A 22,610-nucleotide genomic window follows, 5' to 3' on the forward strand; every position below is an offset into this window, starting at 1 on the left:
TCTCGTGCGACAGCCCATGATACTGGGGGCAGTCGATCAACTAGTATTCCATGATGCGTGAACCGGGAAGGGGTGCCGTGCCGAACACCCCAGCAGCAGCACGCCCGTCCGGCGACAGCGCGGGCGTGGCAACCGACGCCTTCCTCGACTCACTTGCCGCGCGGTTGCTGGCCGTCCGGCCGCATCTGTCTGCGCGATCGGATGACCGTGGCTCCGTTTCGGCGAACGCTGCCGGCGCGCCCGGCCCCGGGGCGCTGGCCGAGTCGATTCTGCGCGATGTCTCAGCTTCAGAGGGCCTTATTCTCGACAGGGACGTCTGGCTCGTCATCGTTGCGTTCACCGCCGTGTACCCGACGCCCGATGAGCATCGCGCCGTTCGCCGCGCGCTGGGTCTGGGCAGTGAGACAGGCAGGGGCGGCTCCTTGCCGGCACTGCTCGAGGCGCTCGAGCCGATCATCCGGCGCTCATTCCACCTGGATGACCCCATCGAGGTCGTGGCGAACGCGGTGGTGCTCGATGCCGACTTCAGCGGTCGCTCAGATCACAACACCGGCGTTCAGCGGGTCCTTCGAGAGACGGCTTCGCGGTGGAGCGCCGTGCATGAGCTGACCCTCGTCTGCTGGAACGACGACAACTCCGGGATGCGGCGCCTCGGCCCCACCGAATCCCGGCGAGTGACCGACTGGGCCGGGCATTCCACCCAGGGCTCGGATGCCCGCAGAGCCGCCGAGGCGGCCACCACTGCGGCGAGACCGACCCTCGTGCCGGTCGATTCGGTGATCGTCGAGATCGAAGTGGCCCAGCAGCCTGTCGCCGCAGCTCTGGCAGGACTGGCCGGCGTGTCGGGCAACCCACTCGTCATGGTCGGGCACGACGCCATTCCCATCGTGAGCGCAGACAGCCAGGATGCGCCAGAGATCGAGCGTTTCGCGAGGTATCTGACGGTCGTGAAGAACGCATCGCGTGTGGCAGGGGTGAGTGAATCGGCGGCGGGGGAGTTCTCGGGATTCGTCTCGGCGCTCAGGGCCCAGGGCATCACCGGGCCGGAGGTCGTCGCCGTGCCGCTGGCCATGAACCCCCCGACCAGCAGGCCGGTCACGCGGGTGGCCAGTCGCCCCGTCGACGACCAGAGGAACGACACTGACGCTCTGCCGCTCATCCTCGTCGTGGGCAGCCAGGAGCCACGCAAGAACCACGACGCGATTCTCTTCGCAGCCGAGCGCCTCTGGGCTGAGGGCGTGGCGTTTCGGCTGCGCTTCATCGGGGGCGGCAGTGCCGCCACGATCCACCGCTTCGACGGTCAGATCCACCGGCTGAGGGCTACGGGAGCGCCGGTCGAAGTACTCAGGGGAGCCAGTGACGCAGTGCTCCTCAACTCCTACCGCGAGGCCCGGTTCACCGTCTTCCCTTCGCTGCACGAGGGCTTCGGCCTTCCGGTGGCCGAGTCCCTGGCGCTCGGCACTCCCGTGATCACTGCCGATCACGGGAGCCTCCGAGAGGCGGCAGAAGGGGGCGGCTGCCTCCTGGTCGATGCCCGCGATGACGAACAGCTGCGCACCGCGATGGCGTCGTTGCTCCTCGACGACGAGCTGTACCAGCGGTTGCGTCAAGAAGCTGCTGAGCGGTCCTTCCGCAGCTGGGACGACTATGCGGGGGAGCTGTGGGCAGAGTTGGTGGTGCCCGCCCAGCGTGAGCTGGCTTTGCGGGCAGCGCAGGGCCAATCGCGCCGCGGTGGCCACGCAGACACGGGCGCGGCACCCAGCGCGGGCGCTCTCGCAGCGACGCTCCCGAGCGAAGACATCCTCGCGGCCTGGTGGGTTGCGGTCGCTGCCGCCGAGCAGCGGCGGGAGGCCTGGCGCAATTCGATGGTGGGCAAGATCTCCCGGGTCGGGCCGCTCGTTCATTTCTTCGTCGTACGCTCTCGCGAGATGGGCGTCATCCCCGCGTCGAAGTCTGCACTCCGGATTGTGCGGCGCCGCCTCTCGCGGTGACCGGTGCCCGACTCGTCCGGGCCCCGGAGCATCACAGCTGCGTGTCAGCACAGGCTTGCTAAACTTGGGCCACCCGAGGGGATGACCCGTAGAGCCCCGACATTTCTTGTCTTCGCCGTAAGAGGAGTGCCGAGTATCGAACCCGCAGACAGCGCCAACCCCCGTGACGACGATTCGCGCGAACCCGAGTCCAGGGTGACGCGCCGTGCTGAACGCCGCCAGCGCTCGCCCAAACGCCGTCGGCGCATCATCGTGTGGTCGACGATCTCGGTCGTGGTGATCGCGCTGGCCTGCGTCGTCGGGTGGGTTGCCTTCCAGACACTCCAGGCCAAGTCCGAGCTCGAAGCCGCCCAGACCTCGGTGTCAGAGATCCAGACGCAGCTCTCCAGCCTCGACACCGCCGGTCTGGCGACCTCGGCCACCGACTTCGCAGCGCACGCCCATGCGGCGAGCATGCACACGGATGACCCGCTCTACCGCCTCGCAGAAGCGCTGCCGGTCGTGGGGCCCAACCTCGCCGCGGTCCGCGAACTCTCGTCCTCTCTCGATCAGCTGGGCAGCACGGCCCTGATGCCCGTCGTCGACTTCTCGAAGACGCTGTCCCCCGATTCGCTCCGCCCGCACAACGGCGCCGTGAACACGGCGCTCCTGACCACCGGAGACGCCACGCTCGCCAGCGCCGATGCGTCGCTCGTCGAACAACAGGCGACCGTCGCAGCAATCGACACGTCGAACACCGTCGGGCAGATCGTTTCGGCGCAGAAGCAGATGACCGCTGCGCTGTCGAAAGCGCACGACCAGATCACAAAGGTGCGGTCGACACTGGCGACCGCAGAGGGCATCCTCGGAATGAACGGCACGCGCCACTATGTGCTTGCCTTCCTGAACAATGCTGAGACGACTGCTCTCGGAGGAGGCCCGGCTTCGCTCTCACTGCTCACCGTCGACAATGGGGCCTTCTCCATCACCGACCAGGGCTCGAGCCAGAACTTCCCCACCAACGACGGGCCTGTGAGGGACATCGACCCGAACCTGATCAACCTGTACTCCACCGGCATCAACTCGACCTTGAACTGGTCGACGGCCCGGCCCGACTTCCCCACAGCAGGAGAGACGATCAAGGCCTGGTGGGAGAAGTACAAGCCAGAGAAGGTCGACGGTGTGATCTCGATCAACCCGATCGCCCTCTCGCAGCTGCTGGCCGTCACCGGCCCGGTGACCCTGGCATCCGGCGAGCAGATCACGGCAGAGAACGCCGTTTCGCTTCTGCTTCACGACATCTATCTCCGGTACCCCGCAAACGAGATCCAGGCAAAGACCGATGTCTTCTTCGCTGACGCGGCGAAGAGCATCTTCGCCGGATTGACGACGACCACCGCTGATCCGCAGGCCCTCCTGGGTGCGCTGAACACAGCGATCGACTCGGGCAACATCATGGCCTGGAGCCCGGTCGCGGCCGAACAGAAGCTCATGGACGGCTCGAAACTCCAGGGCGTACTGCCCAACGACAATACGAAGTCCACGGTCGTCGGTACCTACTTTCGCGATGTGAGTGTGTCGAAGACCGATTTCTGGCTCGAGACGGCGACGGATCTCACGACTGATGTCTGCCAGAACTCCGAGAACCCGACCTTCACTGTGACCACGACCCTGCACTCGACGATCACGCCCGAAGAAGCGTCGAGCCTCGCGCCGTTCGTGACGGGGGCGAAGTTCAAGGGGAAGAAGTTCAGCACAGAGGTCTTCGTCTATGGGCCGGTCGACGCGCACGTCACCCTGACAAACGCGGGCTCGACGAGCGTCTACGCGGTGGATGTGGGCAATGCGGGTGACCTCGGGCGACCGGTCGCCCACTTCGAGGTCGATCTGGCACCCGGTGAGACCAACACGGTCACAGCGACGTTCCAGGGGGCCGCGGGCGCCTACGGCCCGCCGGTCTTCACCGCGACACCGATGATGAACCCCACCAAGACGACGATGACGGCCGCTGGTTGCAAGTGATCGCCTTCATCGCACGTCTCTACTCGCAGCTCATCCGTTACCTGCTCAAATTCGGAGTTGTCGGCGGTGTCGGTTTCATCGTCGACTTCGTGGTGTTCAACTGGCTGCTGATCAACGGGATCGGTTCGGCGCATTGGCTGTCGGGGCCGCTCTGGGCCAAGGTGGTGGCTGTCGCTGTCGCCACTGTCGTGACGTGGTTCGGCAATCGGTACTGGACGTTCCGTGAGCATCGTCGCGCAAACTACCTGCGGGAACTCGCTGAATTCTCGGTCGTGGCCGTCTCGGGATTGTTGATCAACCTCCTCTGCCTGTGGTTCTCGCACTACGTGCTGGGATTCCAGTCGATCCTCGCCGACAACATCTCCTCCCAGCTCGTCGGCACCGTCCTGGCGACGGTCTTCCGTTTTGTTCTCTACCGCTACTGGGTCTTCGGTCACCACCGCGTCGACGCCGCCGCAGCGGGCCAGGAGGAATTCGACGCAGAGCAGAAGGCAGAGTCTGCGGCAGCGGCGGTCTTCGAAGACGATGAGGCGGCCGCGGCCGAAGCCGCACGCAAGAAGCGCCGCCTATAATTGTGCGGTGCCACAAGACAGCGCTCACGAGAGCAACACCTCCGACGGCGATCGCGTGACGTCCCTCGAGAAACAACGCGATGACCTGCAGGCCGAACTCGATGCGATCGCAAACCGGGTGGTGGGCCGATGGCTCACTGCCGAGCACTTCGATGCGTCGGCGCTGGCCGCGATGAAGCAGACGCTGTCCTGGCGCGTCACCACTCCGCTCCGGGCCGTCAGGTCCCTGCAGATCAAGCGAAATGACTCGCCGAGCAGAAGTTCGTGAAGGCACTCTTCGAACAGGACCCGGCACCGTTCGTCGAAGAATCTGAACGCGCGCTCGAGTCGAGACTGCGGGCGGCCGCCGAGGTTCTGTTGCCGGCATCCTGTGACATCGACGGGGTCGCAGCCCGTGGAACCGGTGTACTCGCAGACACCCTCGCGCGGCAGGTCCAGTCGACGGCGCGCGTCGACGAGCTCTGGCTCCTGCTCACGGCAGTCGCCGCGTCGTTCCCTGCAGCCGAGCTGCTGGCGAGGGTGCGCCGCGAGCTGTCGTTGGCCGAACCGTCGCTTGCGCTGATCACCCTTCTCGATGGCATCAGCCGCTCGGGGGTATGGCTGCGCTCGATGGCGAGCAGCATCCGGATTGTGCAGGATTCGCCGGTGGTCGACGTCGACTTCTGCGCCACCAACGAGCACAACACCGGCATCCAGCGCGTCGTTCGGGAGACCGTCGCATTGTGGAATGCCGAGCATCCACTCGTTCTGGCCAGGTGGAACGACGGCGACGACGCCTTCTGCGCTCTCTCTGGCGTCGAGAGTGACCGCGTGCTGGAGTGGAACACGCGCAGCGCTGGGCCGAGTGGCGACAGCTCGGTTCGGGGCCTCGAGGCTGCAGCTCCGGTGCTGATCGTGCCCTTCCGAACCACCGTCATCCTGCCAGAGGCCGCACGCGAGAGCGTGTCGGCACGGTTGGCCGCCCTCGCCGAATTCTCGGGCAACAGGGTGGTCATGATCGGCTACGACGCCATTCCATTCGTGAGCGCCGACCTGCTTCCCGACACCGAGACCGAGAAGTTCGCGCGCTACTCCACGATCGTGAAACACGCGTCGCGCGTCGCAGCCATCAGTGTTTCGGCGGCCGAGGAGTTCAGGGGCTATACCGATGCCGCGCGAGCGCAGGGACTCTCCGGGCCCCAGGTGAGTGCTGTACTCCTGCCGGCCCAGCCACCGGGGGCAGTGTCGGCACCGTCAGCAAGCGGCTCGCTCTCCGCCTCCCGCTCCGGCTCGGCCCAGGCTGGTACCCCTGGTTCAGGGCGCCTGGTGTTGATTGTCGGCAACCAGGAGCCCCGCAAGAACCTGCTCGCGGTTCTCTTCGCTGCCGAGACGCTCTGGCGTTCGGGGTTGCGCTTCAGGCTGCGGATGATCGGCGGCGCCCGCCCGGACTACAAGCGCCTCGTCGATCGTGAAGTCACACGTCTGCGCAGGGCCGGTTTCGCCGTCGAACTCATGAGGGGGGTCGGCGACGACGTGCTCGCTGACTCGTACCGGTCGGCCTGGTTCACCATCTTCCCTTCGATCCACGAGGGATACGGCCTGCCCGTTGCAGAGTCGCTGGCGCTCGGTGTTCCCTCGATCACTTCGAACTTCGGAAGCACTCTCGAGATCGCCTCCGGAGGAGGGTGCCTCACCGTCGATCCACGCGACGACGCCGACATCACCGCGACGATGCGCCGACTGTTGACCGACGACGCGCTTCACGATTCGCTCGTGGCAGAGGCTCTAGCCCGAAGTCCACGAACCTGGCAGGACTATGCCAGCGAGCTGTGGCGCGACCTCATGGAGCCCTTGGAGGCTGGTACACATGTCTGATTCCGTACTCGATTCCCGACTCCTCACCCTGGGCCGCACTCTGGGTGTGGATTCCGGCGAGACCCTGCCCCTGGGCGTGCGACTCGAGCGCATCGCGGAGTCGGTGGCGACCGACACAGCACGCCTGTGGCTGGCCCTTGCAGCCATCTCCGCCCAGTTCCCGTTCGTATCCGATTTCGAGCGCTTCCGGAGGGATGCCGCTCTGAACGGAACCGTCCACGCGCTCGAGGCGGCCGTGAAGCACAGTCGTCGGCTGCGTGCACCCAACCGTTCGGTCGAGGTGCGGATCGTCACCGGCGGTGTGTTCGTCGATGTCCATCACACCTCCCGCACCGGGCTCGCCACGGGCATCCAGCGCGTCGTCCGCCAGACGATCGTGGAGTGGAACGACCGGACGGGCGTCGAACTCGTGGGCTGGGACCCCGGGTTCACCGGCCTTCGGCAGCTCTCGGCGCCGGAGCGACAGAATGCGCTGTACGGTTCGGTGCCGCGAATCGCGCGTGCGTCGAAGTGGCAACTCACGATTCCGTACCAGAGCCGATACATCCTCCCTGAACTCGCCATCGAGACCGATCGCACGGCGAGGCTCCAGTGCTTCGCGGAATTCTCGGGAAACCGCACGGGTGTCATCGGTTTCGACTGCGTTCCCCTCACCTCGTCAGAGACCGTCGGCGAAGGCATGTCCGCGGCATTCGCCAAGAATCTCGCCGCTCTCGCCCACTTCGACCAGGTCTCGACGATCTCGGTCGCGGCGGCGACAGAATACCGGGGCTGGAAGCGGATGCTCGGCGGTGCGGGCCTGACCGGCCCCGAGATCGAACCCCTGCTGTTGCCCAGCGTCGCCGAACAGGTGTCGGCCCCGGAATTCGCCGAGGCGACGAAGAAACTTGTCGAAGGCTCTGACCCGCTCGTGGTCTGCGTGGGCAGTCACGAACCGCGAAAGAACCACCTCGCGGTTCTGTTCGCAGCCGAACGACTCTGGCGCGAAGGCGTCTCGTTCCAGTTGGTCTTCATCGGAGGCAATGGCTGGCACGGGGACGAATTCCGCGCGCAGCTCGACACTCTTGCGACCCAGGGTCGACCGGTTCGCGCGATCTCAGCGGTGTCTGACAGCCTGCTCTGGAGTGCGTACCGGCTTGCCCGCGTGACGATCTTCCCTTCGTTGAACGAAGGCTTCGGGTTGCCGGTCGGGGAATCCCTGGCTGCAGGCACGCCGGTGATCACCTCGAACTTCGGGAGCATGAAGGAGATCGCCATCTCAGGCGGCGCGATCTTCGTGGACCCGCGCGACGACGACGATGTGTTCCGCGGTCTGAAGGCAGGTCTCCTCGACGACGAACTGCATGCCAGGCTGGTGCTGGAGGCGCAGGATCTGCCGGCCAGGGACTGGTCGGACTACGCCAGCGAGCTGTGGGAGTATTTCGAAGCGGTACCCGGATCATCGCCGTCCGCGTAGCAGCAGACGCCAACGTTCAGCTCTGAACGCGTAGTATCTATCGGTGGGATGCGCCTGACGTCCCCGGGAAAGAGCACGAATGGCAAGCGTTGCCGAGGTACGAGCTGCACGATTGGCCGAACTGCCCTTCGAGGTTTCGGTCAGCGCGGGCCCCAAGGCCGTCGGGGGCTTCGTCGCCTCGATCAAAGAGATCGTCTCGCATCGCCAGCTTCTCGACCTTCTCATCCGGCGCGAACTGAAGTCGCGTTACAAAGACAGCAGCCTCGGGTTCGTCTGGTCACTGATCAAGCCGCTCACGCAATTGCTGATCTACTACGTGTTCATCGGAACTGTGCTCGGGGCCTCGCGTGGTGTTCCCGACTTCGCCATCTTCGTCTTCGCAGGTCTCACCCTGTGGGGGCTCTACTCCGAGATCATCGCTTCGGGTACCTCGTCGATTGTGACCAACGCCGGGTTGATCAAGAAGGTCTACCTGCCTCGCGAGATCTTTCCGCTGGCCGCTACCGGTTCTGCTATCTTCAACTTCCTGATCCAGTTCGGCATCCTGATCCTTGCGACGGTCGTTCTCGGGCAGTTCCCGGTGTCACTCAACCTGCTCTATGTACCTGCAGCCGTGGTCATCGTGCTGATCTGGGGCGTGGCGTTCGCCATCCTGCTCTCAGCTCTCAACGTGTATCTGCGAGACATCCAGTACCTGGTCGAGGTTGCAATGCTGCTGCTGTTCTGGGCCTCGCCGATCGTCTACTCATGGACACTGGTCGTGAACGCGGTGAAGAACCACAGCTGGCTCCTCGAGGTCTACCTGTTGAACCCGATCTCCCTCGCGATCCTCGCCTTCCAGCGGGGCATCTGGCAGGCCGGCAGCCAGACGCGGGTCATTGAAGGCAACACCATTCCTCCCCAGGAATGGCCAGCAAACATGGATCTGCGCCTCATCGTCTGCGCCGTGGTGGGGCTTGTTGTGCTGTACTTCGCGCAGCGCATCTTCTCCCGCCTGCAGGGCAACTTCGCGCAGGAGATCTGATGCCGTCACCGCTGCTCGCCAACGCCCCGACCGTCGTCAGGGCGACGAACGTCTCCAAACGTTTTGTCATTCGTAAAGACAAGTCGCTGAAGGAGCGGATCGTCAATTTCGGGCGGTCCAACAAGCACAAAGACGACTTCTGGGCCCTCCGCGACGTGTCGTTCGAGATCAAGGCGGGGTCGACGATCGGCCTGGTCGGTGCCAATGGCTCAGGCAAGAGCACCCTTCTGAAGGTACTCGGCGGCATCATCGAGCCGAACGACGGATCTGTGCAGCGCCGCGGCCGCCTTGCCGCGCTCCTCGAGCTCGGCGCGGGGTTCCATCCCGATCTCACCGGGCGCGAGAACGTCTACCTGAACAGTTCCATCCTCGGTTTGAGCCGCGCGCAGACTGACGAGTACTTCGATTCCATCGTCGAATTCTCAGAGATCGAAGCTTTCATCGACACCCAGGTGAAGTTCTACTCCTCGGGCATGTACGTACGACTCGCCTTCGCCATCGCTGTTCACGTCGACCCCGACATACTGCTGGTCGACGAGGTTCTGGCTGTGGGAGACGAGCCGTTCCAGGAGAAGTGCATGAACAAGATCCGCGAGTTCCAGCAGGAGGGGCGCACGATCATTCTGGTGAGCCATTCTGCGGCGCAGGTCGAAGACCTGTGCGACCGGGTCGTCGTGCTCTCGCACGGGAATGTGGTCTTTGACGGTGGACCGGCAGAGGGAATCCTGGCGCTCCGGGAGTCCTTCGAGCACTGACCCCTTCTGTCAGGGACGGTTCACCTGGTCGAGCGGCTCAGTTTGTCGCGCGGCGGTTTCTGAACAGGCCCGCCTGCCACTTGATCACGCCGATCGGGCCCCGTGAATCCAGATCGCCCAATCGGGCAGCCAGAAGGTCGCGTTCGGCGGTGAGCTCGGCGTTCTCGCGTTCGGCGCCAGCGAGGGCCGTCTCGAGCCGTTCGATCTTCTCATTGCGCAACTGGACCTCATGGTGGAGGCGACTGATCTCGACCCGGCCTGCTTCGAGCTCGTCGAAGTTGACAGAGATCCACGAAGTGAAGGCGCGCGCGATGGTCAGGGCAGTGACGTGCGAACCTGCGACGATCTGCTCGGCAGTGGAGAGGTGCCGGCCACCGCTGACGATGTCGTCGTCGATCGGAACGTCACACAGCGCAGAGAGCGCATCCGTCTTGCGGGGAGCGGTGGCCAACGTCGAAGCCCAACGCTCGGAGAAGATCTCGCCAGAGTGGGTCGCCGCCCAGGTTCGAAAGGCGATGCCCGACGAGGTGGAGCCACCGGAGAGGTGAACCACACGGGCGCGAGGTTCGAAGACGACGTCGTCCCCGGCCGACCGCAATCGGAATTGCAGGTCGACGTCTTCGAAGTACGCGGGTTCGTAGATGGGGTCGAATCCGGCGGCCCTGCGGAACAGCTCTGTTCGAACCAGGAGCGCGGCGGCAGACCCGTAGTCGATCTGGCGCCGTTCGAGCAGACCCGCAGCCGCCGCTTCGTCGAGTGTCATCCCCGCTCCGAACTGCACCGTGCCCCTGTCGCCGAGTACCCGGCTCCCGGCCTCCTGCACAGAGCCATCGGGATTCAGGAGAAGGCTGGCGACCGCACCCGCACTGTCGTCCGACAGAATGCCACGATGAAGGGCACCCAGCCAGAATTCGTCGACGACGGTGTCGTCGTTCAGGAACACGACGAACTCACCACGGGCAAGTGAGGCGCCGGCATTGCACCCGCCACCGAAGCCGACGTTCTCGGGAATATCGAGAATCCGTGCCCCGGTCACCGTTGTCGCCAGCGCGTCCTTCACTGCGTCGTCTGCACCGTTCTGAACGACGATCACCTCGAACGCAGGCGCATCCTGTGACGCAGCCAGTGATCTCAGGCAATCGATGAGCGGTTCATCAAGGCGCCAGGCAAGAACGATGACGCTGCAGACGGGCTCAGTGGTCTCGACGAAGTCAACTACGGGCATTCTCGGCTCTCCTGGCATGCTGACGAAGTCCGGGCGGCTCCGATGCAGTACCGCAACCAGCCTATGGGGTTCAGCCCGCCACCGCGCGAGGCGGTGGCCCGAGCGGCAGCGGGTCGAGCTTCACCTTGGTGGCGAGGAGTACGAGCAGCAGGAAGTTGCCCTCGACCAGGAGCCGCGACTCAGTGAGGCTCTGGATCACGAGGGCCGCGAGCAGCAACAGCGGCAACAGGGCGATGGCCTGGTACGGCGAGGGGGTGCCGCCGACGGTGGCGCTCGGAGTGGGATCAACGGCCATCCACCAGCACCGCACGGTGGTGGCGGCGATCAGACACCCGAACACGAACACGCCCACGAACCCCAGCTGAAGAAAGAGGTCGACCCAGGCATTGTGCGCCTGAAGGTACTCGGTGCCGTCGATGACGACCAAGCCATTGAACGGCTCCACCCACGGTGCCCAGTAGCTCACCCAGCCCCAACCGAAGACCGGGTGCTGCCAGGCCAGGTTCAGCACCGTGTTCCAGATGTCGACGCGCCCGGTGAGGTCGTCGCCGCGCCCGAGCAGAGGGAAGAGTTGGTCAGAGAGGGTGATCGTCGCATAGGCGACGCCGCCCAGCCCCAGAATGCCGAACGGGTAGATCGCCAGTCTCTTGTGAACCGGCACCCGGCGGATGAGCATCGCGATGAGCAGTACGAAGGCCACACCGACAGTGGCCATGAGCACGGTGGCCGAGCGGGTGAGGGAATGGGCAAGAAGCGCCACGGCGAGCCAGATGACGCTGTTGACTGCGCCCCTGGTTCTTTCGACCCACTCAATTGCGAACACGATGAGCGCGAGAAGAGCGAGGAAGGCCAACAGGTTCCGGTTGCCCACGATGCCCTGGATCGGCCCGCCGTTCAGCAGCTCCGCCGAGCTCCACTCGTATTCCAGCGGCACGCCCTGGCCACCCGAGAAGATCCACAGCGCATGCAGAGGCTGCCGGATGATCGTGCCGACGTAGACCTCGAACACCAACGACAACCCCAGCAGCCAGCGCAGTGCCACGCCGAGCGCCCGGAGGATCTCGAGCCAGGTGAGGGTGACGGCCAGGGTCACGCCGGCGATGGCTGCGAGCCACTGGGCGGTGACGCCCAGCGCTGTCGCGCCGGTGTACTGGGACCAGAGCAGCGACCCCGTACAGAGCACGAGGAAGGCGGCAAGCGGCTTGGAGTACCGCGTCCAGCGCACGGGGCTGACTCGATGGCTCCGCGCCAGCACCACGGCGCAGGCGATCGTGAGCCCGACCACCAGGACGATGAACGCCGGCCAGCCCAGCAGGCTCTGCCAGGCATCACCCCCGAGCGCCGTGAACAGCACGAACCCGGCGAACCGTACACGCGCTTTCGCGCCCGACGTGGGTTCGGCCGCGGCAACGAAGGCCGGCCTGTACAGCAGCGGGTCGTCAGAGCGCACAGAGGATTTCATCAGTCCTCAAGGCTACCCAGCCAACCCAGACTCACGCCCCCGAGTAGGGGGCATTCCCCTCAATCGTTATAGGAAGGACGCAACTCGGCCCGGTGGTGGGGACTAAACGAAGGCAGCAAAGCCGGTGATCGTGCGTCCCACGATGAGAGTGTTCATCTCGCGGGTGCCCTCGTAGGAATACAGCGCCTCGGCGTCGGCGAAGTGACGGGCCACGTCGTATTCCAGAACGATTCCGTTGCCGCCGAGGGCCTCGCGGCACCAGGCGACGGTTTCGCGCATGCGGGCAGTGGCGAAGGCCTTGGCCAGCGCAGAGTGCTCGTCGCGCTGAACACCTTCGTCGAGCATCCGTGACACCTGGACGACCATGCCCAGGCTCGAGGTGATGTTGCCGAGGCTCTTCACCAGGAGGTCTTGCACGAGCTGGTGCGAGGCGATCGGCTTGCCGAACTGCACACGCTGCTTGGTGTACCTGAGCGCCGCTTCGTAGGCGCCGATCGAGTTGCCGACCGCGGCCCAGGCCACCTCGGCACGGGTGAGGCGCAAGACCGATGCGGTGTCGCGGAAGCTGTTCGCGTTCTGCAGGCGCATCGACTCGGGTACGCGCACGTTCTCGAGGGTGATGTCGGCATTCTGTACGATGCGAAGGCTCTGCTTGCCCTCGATCTTGGTGGCCGTGTACCCGGGGGTGTCGGTCTTCACGATGAAGCCCTTCACCTGCCCGTCTTCGGCCGACTTCGCCCAGATGATCGTGATGTCGCTGAAGGTGGCATTGCCGATCCAGCGCTTGGAGCCGTTCAGGATCCAGTCGTCGCCATCGCGCGTGGCCACAGTGCGAAGCCCCTGGGCCGAGTCAGACCCTGAGTCGGGCTCGGTGAGGCCGAACGCACCGACGATCTCGCCGGTCGCCATCTTCGGCAGCCACTCGGCGCGCTGTTCGTCTGAACCGGCGACGTTCACCGACCCCATGGCGAGCCCATTGTGCACACCGACGTGGGTGGCGACAGAGGCATCGATGCGGGCGAGCTCGAGGGCGACGAATCCGCGGAAGACGGCCGAGTTCTCGAACGGCTTGGTCGACTCCCAACCGAAGCGGTACACGTCGAGCTCTGCGAGCTTCTTCACGATCTGGTGCGGGAACTCCGCACGCTCCCACAGGCCGTTCACGAGCGGCTTGACCTCGGTCTCGAGGTAGCTGCGCAGAGCCATGATCGACTCCTTCTCCTGTTCGCTCAGGTGAGCCGAGTAGCCGAAGAAGTCGCTGGCGAGGGGTTCGAAAGTCATGGGGTTCATCCGTTCGGTTCTGTGTCACTGTGGCCGCACATCGCTGTCACGGCCGCATCAGCCTAGGGGCGGTGCCAGAGCCCTCAAACCCAGTTGGTAGTTTGGTCTAAAACAACGGAGGGGTTTCTTCAGAATGTTCGTACAGATCACCAACACGCCCCGGGATTACGCGTGGGGCTCCGAGCGTGCGATCACCGACCTTCTGGGCCAACCCGCCTCCACCTCTCCCCAGGCCGAGCTCTGGCTGGGCGCTCACCCGGGTTCGCCCAGCGTGATCGTCGACCCCGCGCAGACCGGCGGCGCCCGCACGCTCACGGAGTGGATCGCGAACGACCCGGAACGGGCATCCGGCAGCCATGGCCACCTGCCCTACCTGTTGAAGATCCTGAGCGCCGAGCGACCGCTCTCCCTGCAGGCGCACCCGACGCTGAGCGCTGCCCGGGCAGGCTTCGAACGTGAGAACGCCGAGGGTCTCGCGCCCGACGCGCCGAACCGCAACTACAAAGACCCACTGCACAAGCCGGAGGTCATCTTTGCGCTGAGCGAGAAATTCGAGGCGCTCTGCGGGTTCCGGCCCGTCTCAGAGATCCACGGCATCATCACCCTGCTGAAGGCGGCGGATGCCCGGGCCGCCGTGCCCGAACCCGAGCTGCTGTCGGCCCTCGAGAGCCAGTTGCGCGGCGACACCCACGAGGCTCTGCGCACTGCGGTGGAGTGGCTGCTCTCCGGTGGCGAAGAGGTGCTCGCGCTGGTGCGGCAGGTGACGTCGCTCGTCGGCGGCGACGGTTCTGGTGACGAGGGTGCGGCCGAGGGGCTGCTCGAGGGTGAGTTCGGGGCCGCGCTTGCGACCGTGCGTGACCTCGCGGCCGAGTACCCCGGCGACCCGGGCGTCGTGATCTCGCTGCTGCTCAACCGCGTGACGCTGAATCGGGGTGAGGCGCTCTTCCTGCCGGCCGGCAACATCCATGCCTATCTGAAGGGGCTCGGGGTCGAGCTCATGGCCGCCTCCGACAATGTGCTGCGGGGCGGGCTCACGCCGAAGTACATCGACGTGCCGGAGCTGCTGAGTGTGCTGGTGTTCGACTCGTTGCCCGTGCCGTACCTGAACCCCGGGCATCCTTCTGCGGGTGTCGAGGTGTACCAGCCCGACGTGATCGACTTCGAACTCGTGCGGGTGACGCCAGGGCTGGTGGATGCCCGGTACCTGCCTCTCGGGCCGGCCATCGTCATCTGCACCTCGGGTGGGGTGACTGTCTCGTCGGCGACGGGTTCGGCGATGGTCGCGCACGGTGCCTCGTTCTTCGTGACGCCAGACGAGGGCGAGCTCACGTTCTCGGGCGAGGGTGAGCTCTTTCTGGCGGGGCCGGGGGCTGCGTAAGCACGATGGGGTCGCCCCGGGTTCGGAGGCAGATCCGCCTCTGCACCGTTGATACGGTTGACGCATCGTGACAATGACCAGACGCCAGATCCGCGAGGATGCCGCCATCAAGGGAGGAGGCATCCGACCCGAGATCCAGGCTCTGCGCGCGATCGCTGTTCTCTCGGTCGTGGTCTATCACCTCTGGCCCGTGAGGCTGCCGGGCGGTTTTGTCGGTGTCGACATCTTCTTCGTCATCTCCGGCTTTCTCATCGTCGGGCACCTCATGCGGGAGATCGACCGCACGGGGAGCGTGCGACTGCTGGTCTTCTGGGCACGGCGGGCACGACGCCTCCTTCCTGCCAGCCTCCTCGTGCTCGCCGTCACGGGGCTCGCAGTACTCATGGCCGTGCCCACCGTGCAGTGGCAGCAGTTCTACTCGGAGATCGGCGCCTCTGCGCTCTACGTGCAGAACTGGCTGCTGGCCTACAACGCCGTCGACTACCTGGCCGCGGTGAATGCTCCCTCGCCGGTGGAACACTTCTGGTCGCTGTCGGTCGAGGAGCAGTTCTACCTCGCGTGGCCGCTCGTCATCGTTCTTCTCCTGGCCGTCGGCAGGCTGCGCAGAGTCTCTTCGCGGCGTTCCATCGTTGTCGGCGTCCTGGTTGTTGTGACGGCGGCCAGTCTCGTGTACTCCATCTATGCGGTCGCCGTCACCCCGTCGGCTGCGTACTTCGTCACGACCGCTCGGGCGTGGGAGTTCGGCGCAGGCGGACTGCTTGCCCTGCTCACACAGGGTGCTGCGCGTTCTCGACCCCTCCGTGGTGCCGTGGTGAGCTGGCTCGGCCTCACCATCATCGCGATCACGGTGCTGTGCTACTCCGCGGCGACCCCCTTCCCCGGCATCGGCGCGATTCCTCCCGTGGTGGGCACCCTCCTGGTGATCTGGGCGGGCTCTGCGACAGGGCGGTGGTCTCCTGGCGCGCTGCTCGGGCTCAGGCCGGTGCAGTGGGTGGGCGGAGTGTCGTACTCGCTGTATCTCTGGCACTGGCCATTGATCGTGTTGGTCCCGTTTGTGACGGCACAGCCGCTTGATGGGAAGGCGCGGGTGCTCATCCTGGCTTCCGCCATCCTGCTCGCGTACATCACCAAGCGGTTCGTGGAGGAGCCGTTCAGGGTTCACGCGACCTTGACCCGCCGAGGGGCAGGGAAGGCGCTCGCCCTCACCCTGGGCTGCACGGTGATCGTGGCGCTCGGAGCAACGCTCGGCTATTGCCAGCCCTTCATCGCGAGCTACCAGATCTCTGCAGCGGCCGCCGCTGCCATCCGGGACAACCCGAGATGCGCGGGTGCGCCGGCAGCTCTTCCCGAGAACCAGTGCCCCCAGCCGTACGCGGTCACGACCCTGACGACTCCTGCCTACGCCGAGACCGACATCGGCCGCGGTGTCCAGTCGGTCGACGAGTGCAAGCAGACCTTCGATGCAACAGCCGTCATGACCTGCGACATCGGTGACCTGGCGACGGCTACGTCAACTGTCGCGCTGGTCGGGGATTCGCACGCTGGGCAGTACCTCACGGCCCTGGATGAATACGGGCAGGCGAATCACATCCATTTCATCACCTATCTGAAGTCCTGGTGTGCTGGTACCGGTGCGTCAGATGTGGCGAGCTTCGGCTATGACGTGCCAGAGCGCATGCAGTCATGCACCGATTGGGGGCGGAGTGTGCTTGCGTCGGTGTCGCAGAACGCCGCGATCAATGCGGTGTTGTTCACCGACTACACCAGAAGCTATGTCGAGCCACCGCCGAGCCTCGGAGGGCGCCCGATCGCGGCGGGCGACTTCGAGAAGGCGTGGCAACCGCTTCTCGACGCGGGCAAACGGGTGATCGTGATCCGCGATCTCCCGAACGCCGACAAGGAGGACATTCCCGCCTGTGTCGCCACCCACCTCGCCCAGTACGACCCCTGTTCGCAGCCGCGAGCGACCGCCACTCTCGACCTGGGACAGGACCCACTGTCGACGGCGGCAGCCCAGATGCCGTCGGTCTCGTTCATCGATCTGACAGACGATCTCTGCGATGCCACAACCTGTCATGTCGTGATCGGTGGATTCATCGTCTACTTCGGAAGCAATCATCTGACCCAGACGTTCTCGCGCACCCTCGAGTCGATAGTCGGCCCGCAAATACGGTCCGCTCTCTGAAATAAGGTCCGCCCACCGGCGAAATTGACGGATATTCTGGCCTGTCGCAAACCTTAGATGAAGGGTTGAGGGTTTACGATCTGCGACTTGACGAGAGCGAACTACATCGGTGTAATTAGTTATAGGGGTTTTTCGAAAAGGCTCGGCACGTCGAAGTCTTGAAGAATGGAGGGCATGATATGTCACCAGTAGCAGGCCTCCACTCGGGGGCACCAGACGACTGGTTCGTCGACCCCGTCATTCTCGGTGTTCCGGGGGTCCGACAGGCTGAAGACAATCCGCTCGCCTGGCAGACGGATTCGCTCTGCGCCCAGACCGACCCCGAGGCATTCTTTCCCGAAAAGGGTGGGTCGACCCGCGACGCGAAGCGCATCTGCCAGACGTGCGAGGTCAAGGCACAGTGCCTCGAGTATGCGTTGCAGAACGACGAGCGTTTCGGCATCTGGGGCGGGCTCTCCGAACGGGAACGTCGCAAACTCCGCAAGCAGGCCAGCTAGCGCCAGCGCTCACTGGCTCCGGTGCCCACTGGCTTCGGTGCCCACTAGCTTCGTGCCCACTGGGTGGGGTGCCCGGTGATTCGGTGCCCCCCGGCTCCAGTGACCACGAGCGTCACTGCGAACAGGGTTCACTGCGCACGCGGCGTGACTCCGCACCGGCCTCGACGTGCTCGGAGGCACACCTGCATAGGGGCGCGCCGTGGAGCATCGGCGTTTCGACGGGGCTCGCGTCTAGAGTCGAATGAATGCAAGCCCGAGTAACTGCCGTACTGGTCGCCCACAATGGCGCGGAGCGTCTTCCGCGTACGCTGGCGGCCGTCGAGGCCCAGACCCGGCGACCCGATGCTCTCGTCGTCGTCGATGCTGCGTCGACCGATACAACGGCCAAACTCCTCTCTGAGGTTCAACCCACCGGGTTCCTGTCGGCCTCGAGCAGGCTCACCTTCGGCGTCGCGATCTCGCACGCTCTCGGCGTGGTGTCTCCTCCCTCCTCCGATTCCGAATGGCTCTGGCTCCTCGCACACGACAGCGCGCCCGAACCCGGTGCGCTTGCGGCTCTGCTGGCTGCGGTCGAAGTGAACCCTTCGGTGGCGGTCGCCGGCCCCAAGCAGATGGAGTGGAACAACGGCGACTACATCGCCGGGTTCGGCGAATCGATCACTCGATTCGGGTCGAGTGTTCCCCTGGTCGAGCGTGAACTCGACCAGGCGCAGCACGACCGGATGAGCGACGTTCTCGGCGTCGGTGCGGCGGGCATGCTGGTTCGCCACACCGTCTGGAACCAGCTCGGTGGGTTCGACGACGCCCTTCACACTGCGGACAACGGCCTCGACTTCTCGATCAGGGCGAGGCTCGCCGGCCACCGGGTCATGGCCGTACCCGACGCGAAGGTCGCGACTGCGGGCGACGGGCTCTCGGGTCCCGGTACTTCGGCGAAGGGCTCCCAGCGCCGCAAGCGCCAGTCGGCTCGGCGCGCGGCCCAACTACACCGGCGCCTGGTCTACGCCCCCGCGTTCGCAGTGGTCTTCCACTGGTTGTCGTTGGTGCCTCTTGCCGTCGTGAGAACGTTCTTCCAGGTTCTTCGCAAGCAGCCGGGCGCCGTCACCGGTGAATTCGCGGCGGCGTTCAGAACGGCCTTCAGCGGTCGCGTCGGTGCTGCGCGGCGCTCCATTCGTACAACTCGGTCCGCAAGCTGGGGGGCAGTAGCCCCGCTCCGTGTTCCCGGTGGCGAGGTGCGCCGCCGCAATGCGCTGGTGCGTGAACTCGCGCTGTCGCGTGCTCGAGGCTCGCGAGAGGAGCTGTTCTTCTTCTCCGGTGGAGGTGCAGCCATCGTCATCGCGGCCGCGGTGCTTGGGCTTGCTCTCTTCTTTCCGCTGCTCGGCTCAGCGGCTCTCACTGGTGGATCGTTCCTGCCCCTGGGCGACGTCGGAGGCCTGTGGGCACAGGTCGGTTACGGCTGGCGTGACTTGGGGCTCGGCTTTGTAGGCGCATCCGACCCCTTCGCCTACATGGTGGCAGTCTTCGGCTCGATCACGTTCTGGTCGCCGTCGGTTGCGCTGGTGGTGCTGTACCTCGCTGCCTTCCCCCTGGCGGCCCTGGCAGCATGGTTCTGCGCTGCAAAACTCACCTCGAGGCAGGGCCTGCGGGTTTTCGCAGCCGTGCTGTGGGTGATCGCTCCACCGTTCCTCAGCTCGATGGATGCCGGCCAGGTCGGTGCCATCATCGCGCACCTCCTGCTGCCGTGGCTCGTTCTCGCAGCGCTGTCTGCAGCGCGGTCGTGGCCTGCCTCTGCGATTGCTTCGCTCCTCTTCGCCGGTGTGCTCGCCGCAGCGCCGTCGCTCTGGCCGGCGCTGCTTGTGCTGTGGTTCGGCGCGGTTGTCTTCTCACGCCGGGCCATTGCCCGGTACATCGGCATCCCGATTCCGGCGCTGGCGCTCTTCCTGCCCCTCGCGTATGACCAGTTCCAGAGGGGCACACCGCTTGGCCTGCTCGCCGACCCCGGACTCCCGAACGCGCACGGCCCTGTCAGCCTCATCGATCTGCTTCTCGGGCAGCCGCAGAGCGGTCTCGGCGGCTGGTCGGGTATCGGCGCGGCAGTCGGTCTCGATTCGGCAACCGTGCAGCTCATCGCTGTGCTGCTCGTGGTGCCCCTGGCGCTCATCGCTCTCGTGGCGCTCTTCCTCCCGAGATCGTATGCCGCCGCCCTCGCTGCCCTCGTCGCTGTGCTGGGCTTCGCCACTGCGGTCGCGGCCACGATGATCTCGGTCTCGTCGACCGGCGCGCTCGAGATCTCGATCTGGCCGGGTGCCGGGCTCAGCCTCTTCTGGCTCGGCCTTCTCGGTGCAGCGACGATCGGCCTGTCGAGCTTCACCCGGCTCGCGGCTCTCCCCGCAGTGGTGGCTGCGGTGGCCATCGCTGTGCTCGCGGTACCTGTGGCGACGTCCACCCTGGTCGGCACGAGCGCAATGCGGCCGGGCACCGGTCAATCGCTTCCCGCTTTCGTCACGGCAGAGGCCACGTCGAACCCCCGGGTCGGCACCTTGGTGCTCGTTCCGCAATCGAATGGTGGCCTCGCGGCGTCCGTCGTCCATGGCGCAGGTGCCACGCTCGAGACGCAGTCCACGCTCGCCGCGACCGTTGTCGGCCTGTCGCCCGCCGAGCAGAACCTGGCGAACCTGGTGGGCAACCTTGCCTCCCGCAGCAGCACAGACCCCACGGCAGAACTTGCCCAGCTCGGCATCGAGTTTGTTGTGCTCGCCCCGCCCGCTGCCACTGCCTCGTCGACGGATGCCCAAGCCGTCGCTGCCCGCGCCACCAGCTCGTTCGACAGCAACGCCTCACTGACCTCCATCGGGCAGACCTTCGCCGGCAAGCTCTGGCAGGTGACCGGCAGCCCCGGACTATCCGCGTTGCCGGCGCCATCACCCTCGAATACCGGCACTCCGACGGGCGTACTCATTCTGATCATCCAGGCCGTCGTCTTCGGGTTGGCGTTGTTGCTGGCACTGCCTGCGGGGCGACTCGAGGCCCATGGGCTGCGAGCCGCAACGGCGCTCGACGAGGCTGCGGAGCTCGAGGAGCTGGCGGAGCCTGACGAGTCGGGCGCGCTTGCGGCTGGCGCTGAGCCAGATCCTGATGGCGCCGAGACCGATCCTGATGGCGCTGAGCCCGATCCTGATAGTGCCGAGACCGATCCTGTTGATGCTGAACCCGATCCTGAAGGCAGGAGCGCTGCTGAAGGCGTCAGCACTGGCCCCAGCGCGCGCCCCAGCGCAGATACCAGCGCAGATACCAGCGCAGATGCCTCAGCTGAAACCTCTGCCGAGCCCACTGAGGAGGCGCACCGTGGCGAGTAGATCATCCGTCGCCCGCACCAGCGTGCGGCTGGCGACCAGCGTGGTGGTGCTCGCGCTCGGGGTGGCGACGGTCGCCTCGGCCGCGTTCCTCGACCTGCCGCAGCACGCAGCCGGAGTGCCGAGTGTGACAGTGACGCCAGAGGCCTCCGACCAGACGCGGGCCTGCCCCGGCCCCTTGGTGCAGATCGATGGCGGCGCCACTGCGGACCGCGCCCAGGGTTCCCCCTCGCTCGTCTCGGTGGGCGCCCCGGTGCTGCAGACCGGCGCAGACCCGAGCTCCACCGGCATCAACACTTCTGAGCTCCAGACGCCCGATTCACGCCCCGGAGGAGCGCTCCCCACAAGCCTCACCGCGACGGGTGCAGACGGTACCCTGTTGGCAGGCAGCCAGTCGGTGCAGGTCTCCGAGAGCGACCTCGTCGGACTGGCGAGCACGGAATGTGCCGAGGCTACTCCCGACAGCTGGCTGGTGGCCGGTGCGACAACGACCGGGCGCACGAGCTTCGTCATGCTGAGCAATCCGAGCGATGTGCTGGCGACCGTCACCCTCGGCATCTTCGGCGAGACCGGGCTGGTGAGTGCGCCGGGTACAAGCGGCATCATCGTCCAGCCGCACTCGCAGCGGGCTCTGTCGCTGGCGGGGCTCGCACCGAACCTGGTTTCGCCGGTCATCCATGTCACCAGCGCCGGGGGCAGCGTGCTCGCGTCGCTCCAGTCGAGCATTGTACGGTCACTGACTCCCGGCGGCATCGATGTGGTCGGCCCCACTGCTGGCCCTGCGCTGACCCAGACGATCTCGGGGGTCCAGGTGGTCAGTACGAGCGCCATCGCCGAACGGGCGACCGACCCGGCCTCGAGTGACCTGCCTGCCACGCTTCGGGTCTATGTACCCGGTTCGGAATCGGCGACGCTCACCGTCACCCTCAAGAGTGAGACGCTCGGCGTGGCAGACACCACCGTGAACTACAGCGCGACCGGCGGCATCGTGACGGAGTTCCCGTTCCCCTCGCTCACCGACGACACGTATGCGGTCACAGTGGCGTCAGACCAGCCTGTGGTCGCGGGGGCCCGTTCGGCAGTCGTCAGCGGCGGCGTCGACTACGCCTGGTACCAGTCGAGCCCGTTGCTCGCCGGATCGTTCATCGTCGCCACGGCCACGGGCCCGAACCCGAAGCTCCAACTGGTCAACACCGGCGGCACGGATGCTGCGGTCACCGTCACCCCGAACGCCGGCGGTTCACCGCAGACCCTCACGGTCGCGGCAGGCAGTGCCACGGGCGTGCCGCTGTCGAATGCGACGACATACGCCGTGACCACATCAGCGCCGCTCACGGCATCTGTGGGCTACCTCGGCGACGGACTCATCTCGGCGTTCGCTGTGAGCCCGGCAAGCCCCCTCGCCTCGCCGATCACGATCTACCGCGGGTAATGCACGTGGTCCCGCGTTGAGCAGGGGGCGAAGCGGCCGTATCGAAACCCGCTCCACCACCCCGCTGGCTGAGTAGGCGACGAAACGGCCGTGTCGAAACCTGACTCACCCGCGCTCGCGGGTCAGGCGGCAGCACTCGCCGAG

15 protein-coding genes and 1 pseudogene are annotated in these 22,610 nt (G+C 65.7%); 13 read left to right on the forward strand and 3 right to left on the reverse strand.

Features of this window, described 5'->3' with window-relative positions; translation table 11 throughout:
• Positions 1–77: 77 nt before the first annotated feature.
• From KPL76_RS06725 to KPL76_RS06760, 8 genes and pseudogenes are all read left to right on the forward strand, one after another.
• Complete coding sequence (locus tag KPL76_RS06725; protein ID WP_216335679.1) at positions 78–1,991, forward strand: glycosyltransferase family 1 protein; 1,914 nt, start codon at positions 78–80, stop codon at positions 1,989–1,991.
• 126 nt (positions 1,992–2,117) lie between these two features.
• A complete protein-coding gene (locus KPL76_RS06730; RefSeq protein WP_216335680.1) occupies positions 2,118–3,992 on the forward strand; it encodes a DUF4012 domain-containing protein in 1,875 nt (624 codons plus the stop codon).
• Positions 3,989–4,564: a GtrA family protein gene (locus KPL76_RS06735; protein ID WP_253202211.1), complete on the forward strand. Its 576-nt coding sequence runs from the start codon at positions 3,989–3,991 to the stop codon at positions 4,562–4,564. Before KPL76_RS06730 ends, KPL76_RS06735 begins: the two co-directional genes overlap by 4 nt.
• A 7-nt stretch (positions 4,565–4,571) precedes the next feature.
• Positions 4,572–4,832 carry a hypothetical protein gene (locus KPL76_RS06740; RefSeq protein ID WP_216335682.1) on the forward strand — a complete coding sequence of 87 codons (261 nt, stop codon included), beginning with the start codon at positions 4,572–4,574 and terminating at the stop codon, positions 4,830–4,832.
• Positions 4,829–6,418 (forward strand): glycosyltransferase, encoded by a 1,590-nt coding sequence (locus KPL76_RS06745; RefSeq protein WP_216335683.1) that lies wholly within the window; start codon positions 4,829–4,831, stop codon positions 6,416–6,418. Before KPL76_RS06740 ends, KPL76_RS06745 begins: the two co-directional genes overlap by 4 nt.
• Positions 6,411–7,874, forward strand: a complete 1,464-nt coding sequence (locus KPL76_RS06750; RefSeq protein WP_216335684.1) for a glycosyltransferase — start codon at positions 6,411–6,413, stop codon at positions 7,872–7,874. Before KPL76_RS06745 ends, KPL76_RS06750 begins: the two co-directional genes overlap by 8 nt.
• 79 nt (positions 7,875–7,953) lie before the next feature.
• Entirely contained in the window at positions 7,954–8,898 is a 945-nt protein-coding gene (locus KPL76_RS06755) for an ABC transporter permease (protein WP_216335685.1), read from the forward strand.
• Positions 8,898–9,647: pseudogene (locus KPL76_RS06760) on the forward strand (ABC transporter ATP-binding protein); the annotation flags it as partial. The gene KPL76_RS06755 and the pseudogene KPL76_RS06760, both read left to right, overlap by 1 nt.
• Before the next feature lie 43 nt (positions 9,648–9,690).
• Here KPL76_RS06760 and KPL76_RS06765 read toward each other — a convergent pair.
• From KPL76_RS06765 to KPL76_RS06775, 3 genes are all read right to left on the reverse strand, one after another.
• Entirely contained in the window at positions 9,691–10,878 is a 1,188-nt protein-coding gene (locus tag KPL76_RS06765) for a glycosyltransferase family 2 protein (protein ID WP_216335687.1), read from the reverse strand.
• A gap of 70 nt (positions 10,879–10,948) precedes the next feature.
• Positions 10,949–12,340 (reverse strand): O-antigen ligase, encoded by a 1,392-nt coding sequence (locus KPL76_RS06770; RefSeq protein WP_216335688.1) that lies wholly within the window; start codon positions 12,338–12,340, stop codon positions 10,949–10,951.
• Positions 12,341–12,442: 102 nt separating this feature from the next.
• Positions 12,443–13,621 carry an acyl-CoA dehydrogenase family protein gene (locus KPL76_RS06775; protein ID WP_216335689.1) on the reverse strand — a complete coding sequence of 393 codons (1,179 nt, stop codon included), beginning with the start codon at positions 13,619–13,621 and terminating at the stop codon, positions 12,443–12,445.
• Between the two features lie 133 nt (positions 13,622–13,754).
• Here KPL76_RS06775 and manA point away from each other — a divergent pair, with 133 nt between their 5' ends.
• The 5 genes from manA (at position 13,755) to KPL76_RS14720 (ending at position 22,466) form a co-directional block, all read left to right on the forward strand.
• The gene (gene manA / locus KPL76_RS06780) at positions 13,755–14,999 is read left to right on the forward strand and encodes a mannose-6-phosphate isomerase, class I (RefSeq protein WP_216335690.1); all 1,245 of its coding nucleotides are present in this window, start codon (positions 13,755–13,757) and stop codon (positions 14,997–14,999) included.
• A gap of 73 nt (positions 15,000–15,072) precedes the next feature.
• Positions 15,073–17,184: an acyltransferase family protein gene (locus KPL76_RS06785; protein ID WP_216335691.1), complete on the forward strand. Its 2,112-nt coding sequence runs from the start codon at positions 15,073–15,075 to the stop codon at positions 17,182–17,184.
• 179 nt (positions 17,185–17,363) lie between these two features.
• Positions 17,364–17,681 (forward strand): WhiB family transcriptional regulator, encoded by a 318-nt coding sequence (locus KPL76_RS06790; RefSeq protein WP_216335692.1) that lies wholly within the window; start codon positions 17,364–17,366, stop codon positions 17,679–17,681.
• Positions 17,682–17,926: 245 nt separating this feature from the next.
• Positions 17,927–21,037 (forward strand): glycosyltransferase, encoded by a 3,111-nt coding sequence (locus KPL76_RS06795; protein ID WP_216335693.1) that lies wholly within the window; start codon positions 17,927–17,929, stop codon positions 21,035–21,037.
• Positions 21,027–22,466 carry a DUF5719 family protein gene (locus KPL76_RS14720; protein WP_253202212.1) on the forward strand — a complete coding sequence of 480 codons (1,440 nt, stop codon included), beginning with the start codon at positions 21,027–21,029 and terminating at the stop codon, positions 22,464–22,466. Before KPL76_RS06795 ends, KPL76_RS14720 begins: the two co-directional genes overlap by 11 nt.
• The last annotated feature ends 144 nt before the right edge of the window (positions 22,467–22,610 follow it).

Source organism: Subtercola sp. PAMC28395 (assembly GCF_018889995.1).
Taxonomy (GTDB): domain Bacteria; phylum Actinomycetota; class Actinomycetes; order Actinomycetales; family Microbacteriaceae; genus Subtercola.

What these genes read in the sequence shown, in the direction of transcription:
- KPL76_RS06750 (WP_216335684.1), top strand. Translation starts at nt 6,411, where the DNA reads ATGTCTGATTCCGTACTCGATTCCCGACTCCTCACCCTGGGCCGCACT.
- KPL76_RS06755 (WP_216335685.1), top strand. Translation starts at nt 7,954, where the DNA reads ATGGCAAGCGTTGCCGAGGTACGAGCTGCACGATTGGCCGAACTGCCC.
- KPL76_RS06765 (WP_216335687.1), bottom strand. Translation starts at nt 10,878, where the DNA reads ATGCCCGTAGTTGACTTCGTCGAGACCACTGAGCCCGTCTGCAGCGTC.
- KPL76_RS06770 (WP_216335688.1), bottom strand. Translation starts at nt 12,340, where the DNA reads ATGAAATCCTCTGTGCGCTCTGACGACCCGCTGCTGTACAGGCCGGCC.
- KPL76_RS06775 (WP_216335689.1), bottom strand. Translation starts at nt 13,621, where the DNA reads ATGACTTTCGAACCCCTCGCCAGCGACTTCTTCGGCTACTCGGCTCAC.
- manA (WP_216335690.1), top strand. Translation starts at nt 13,755, where the DNA reads ATGTTCGTACAGATCACCAACACGCCCCGGGATTACGCGTGGGGCTCC.
- KPL76_RS06785 (WP_216335691.1), top strand. Translation starts at nt 15,073, where the DNA reads ATGACCAGACGCCAGATCCGCGAGGATGCCGCCATCAAGGGAGGAGGC.
- KPL76_RS06790 (WP_216335692.1), top strand. Translation starts at nt 17,364, where the DNA reads ATGTCACCAGTAGCAGGCCTCCACTCGGGGGCACCAGACGACTGGTTC.
- KPL76_RS06795 (WP_216335693.1), top strand. Translation starts at nt 17,927, where the DNA reads ATGCAAGCCCGAGTAACTGCCGTACTGGTCGCCCACAATGGCGCGGAG.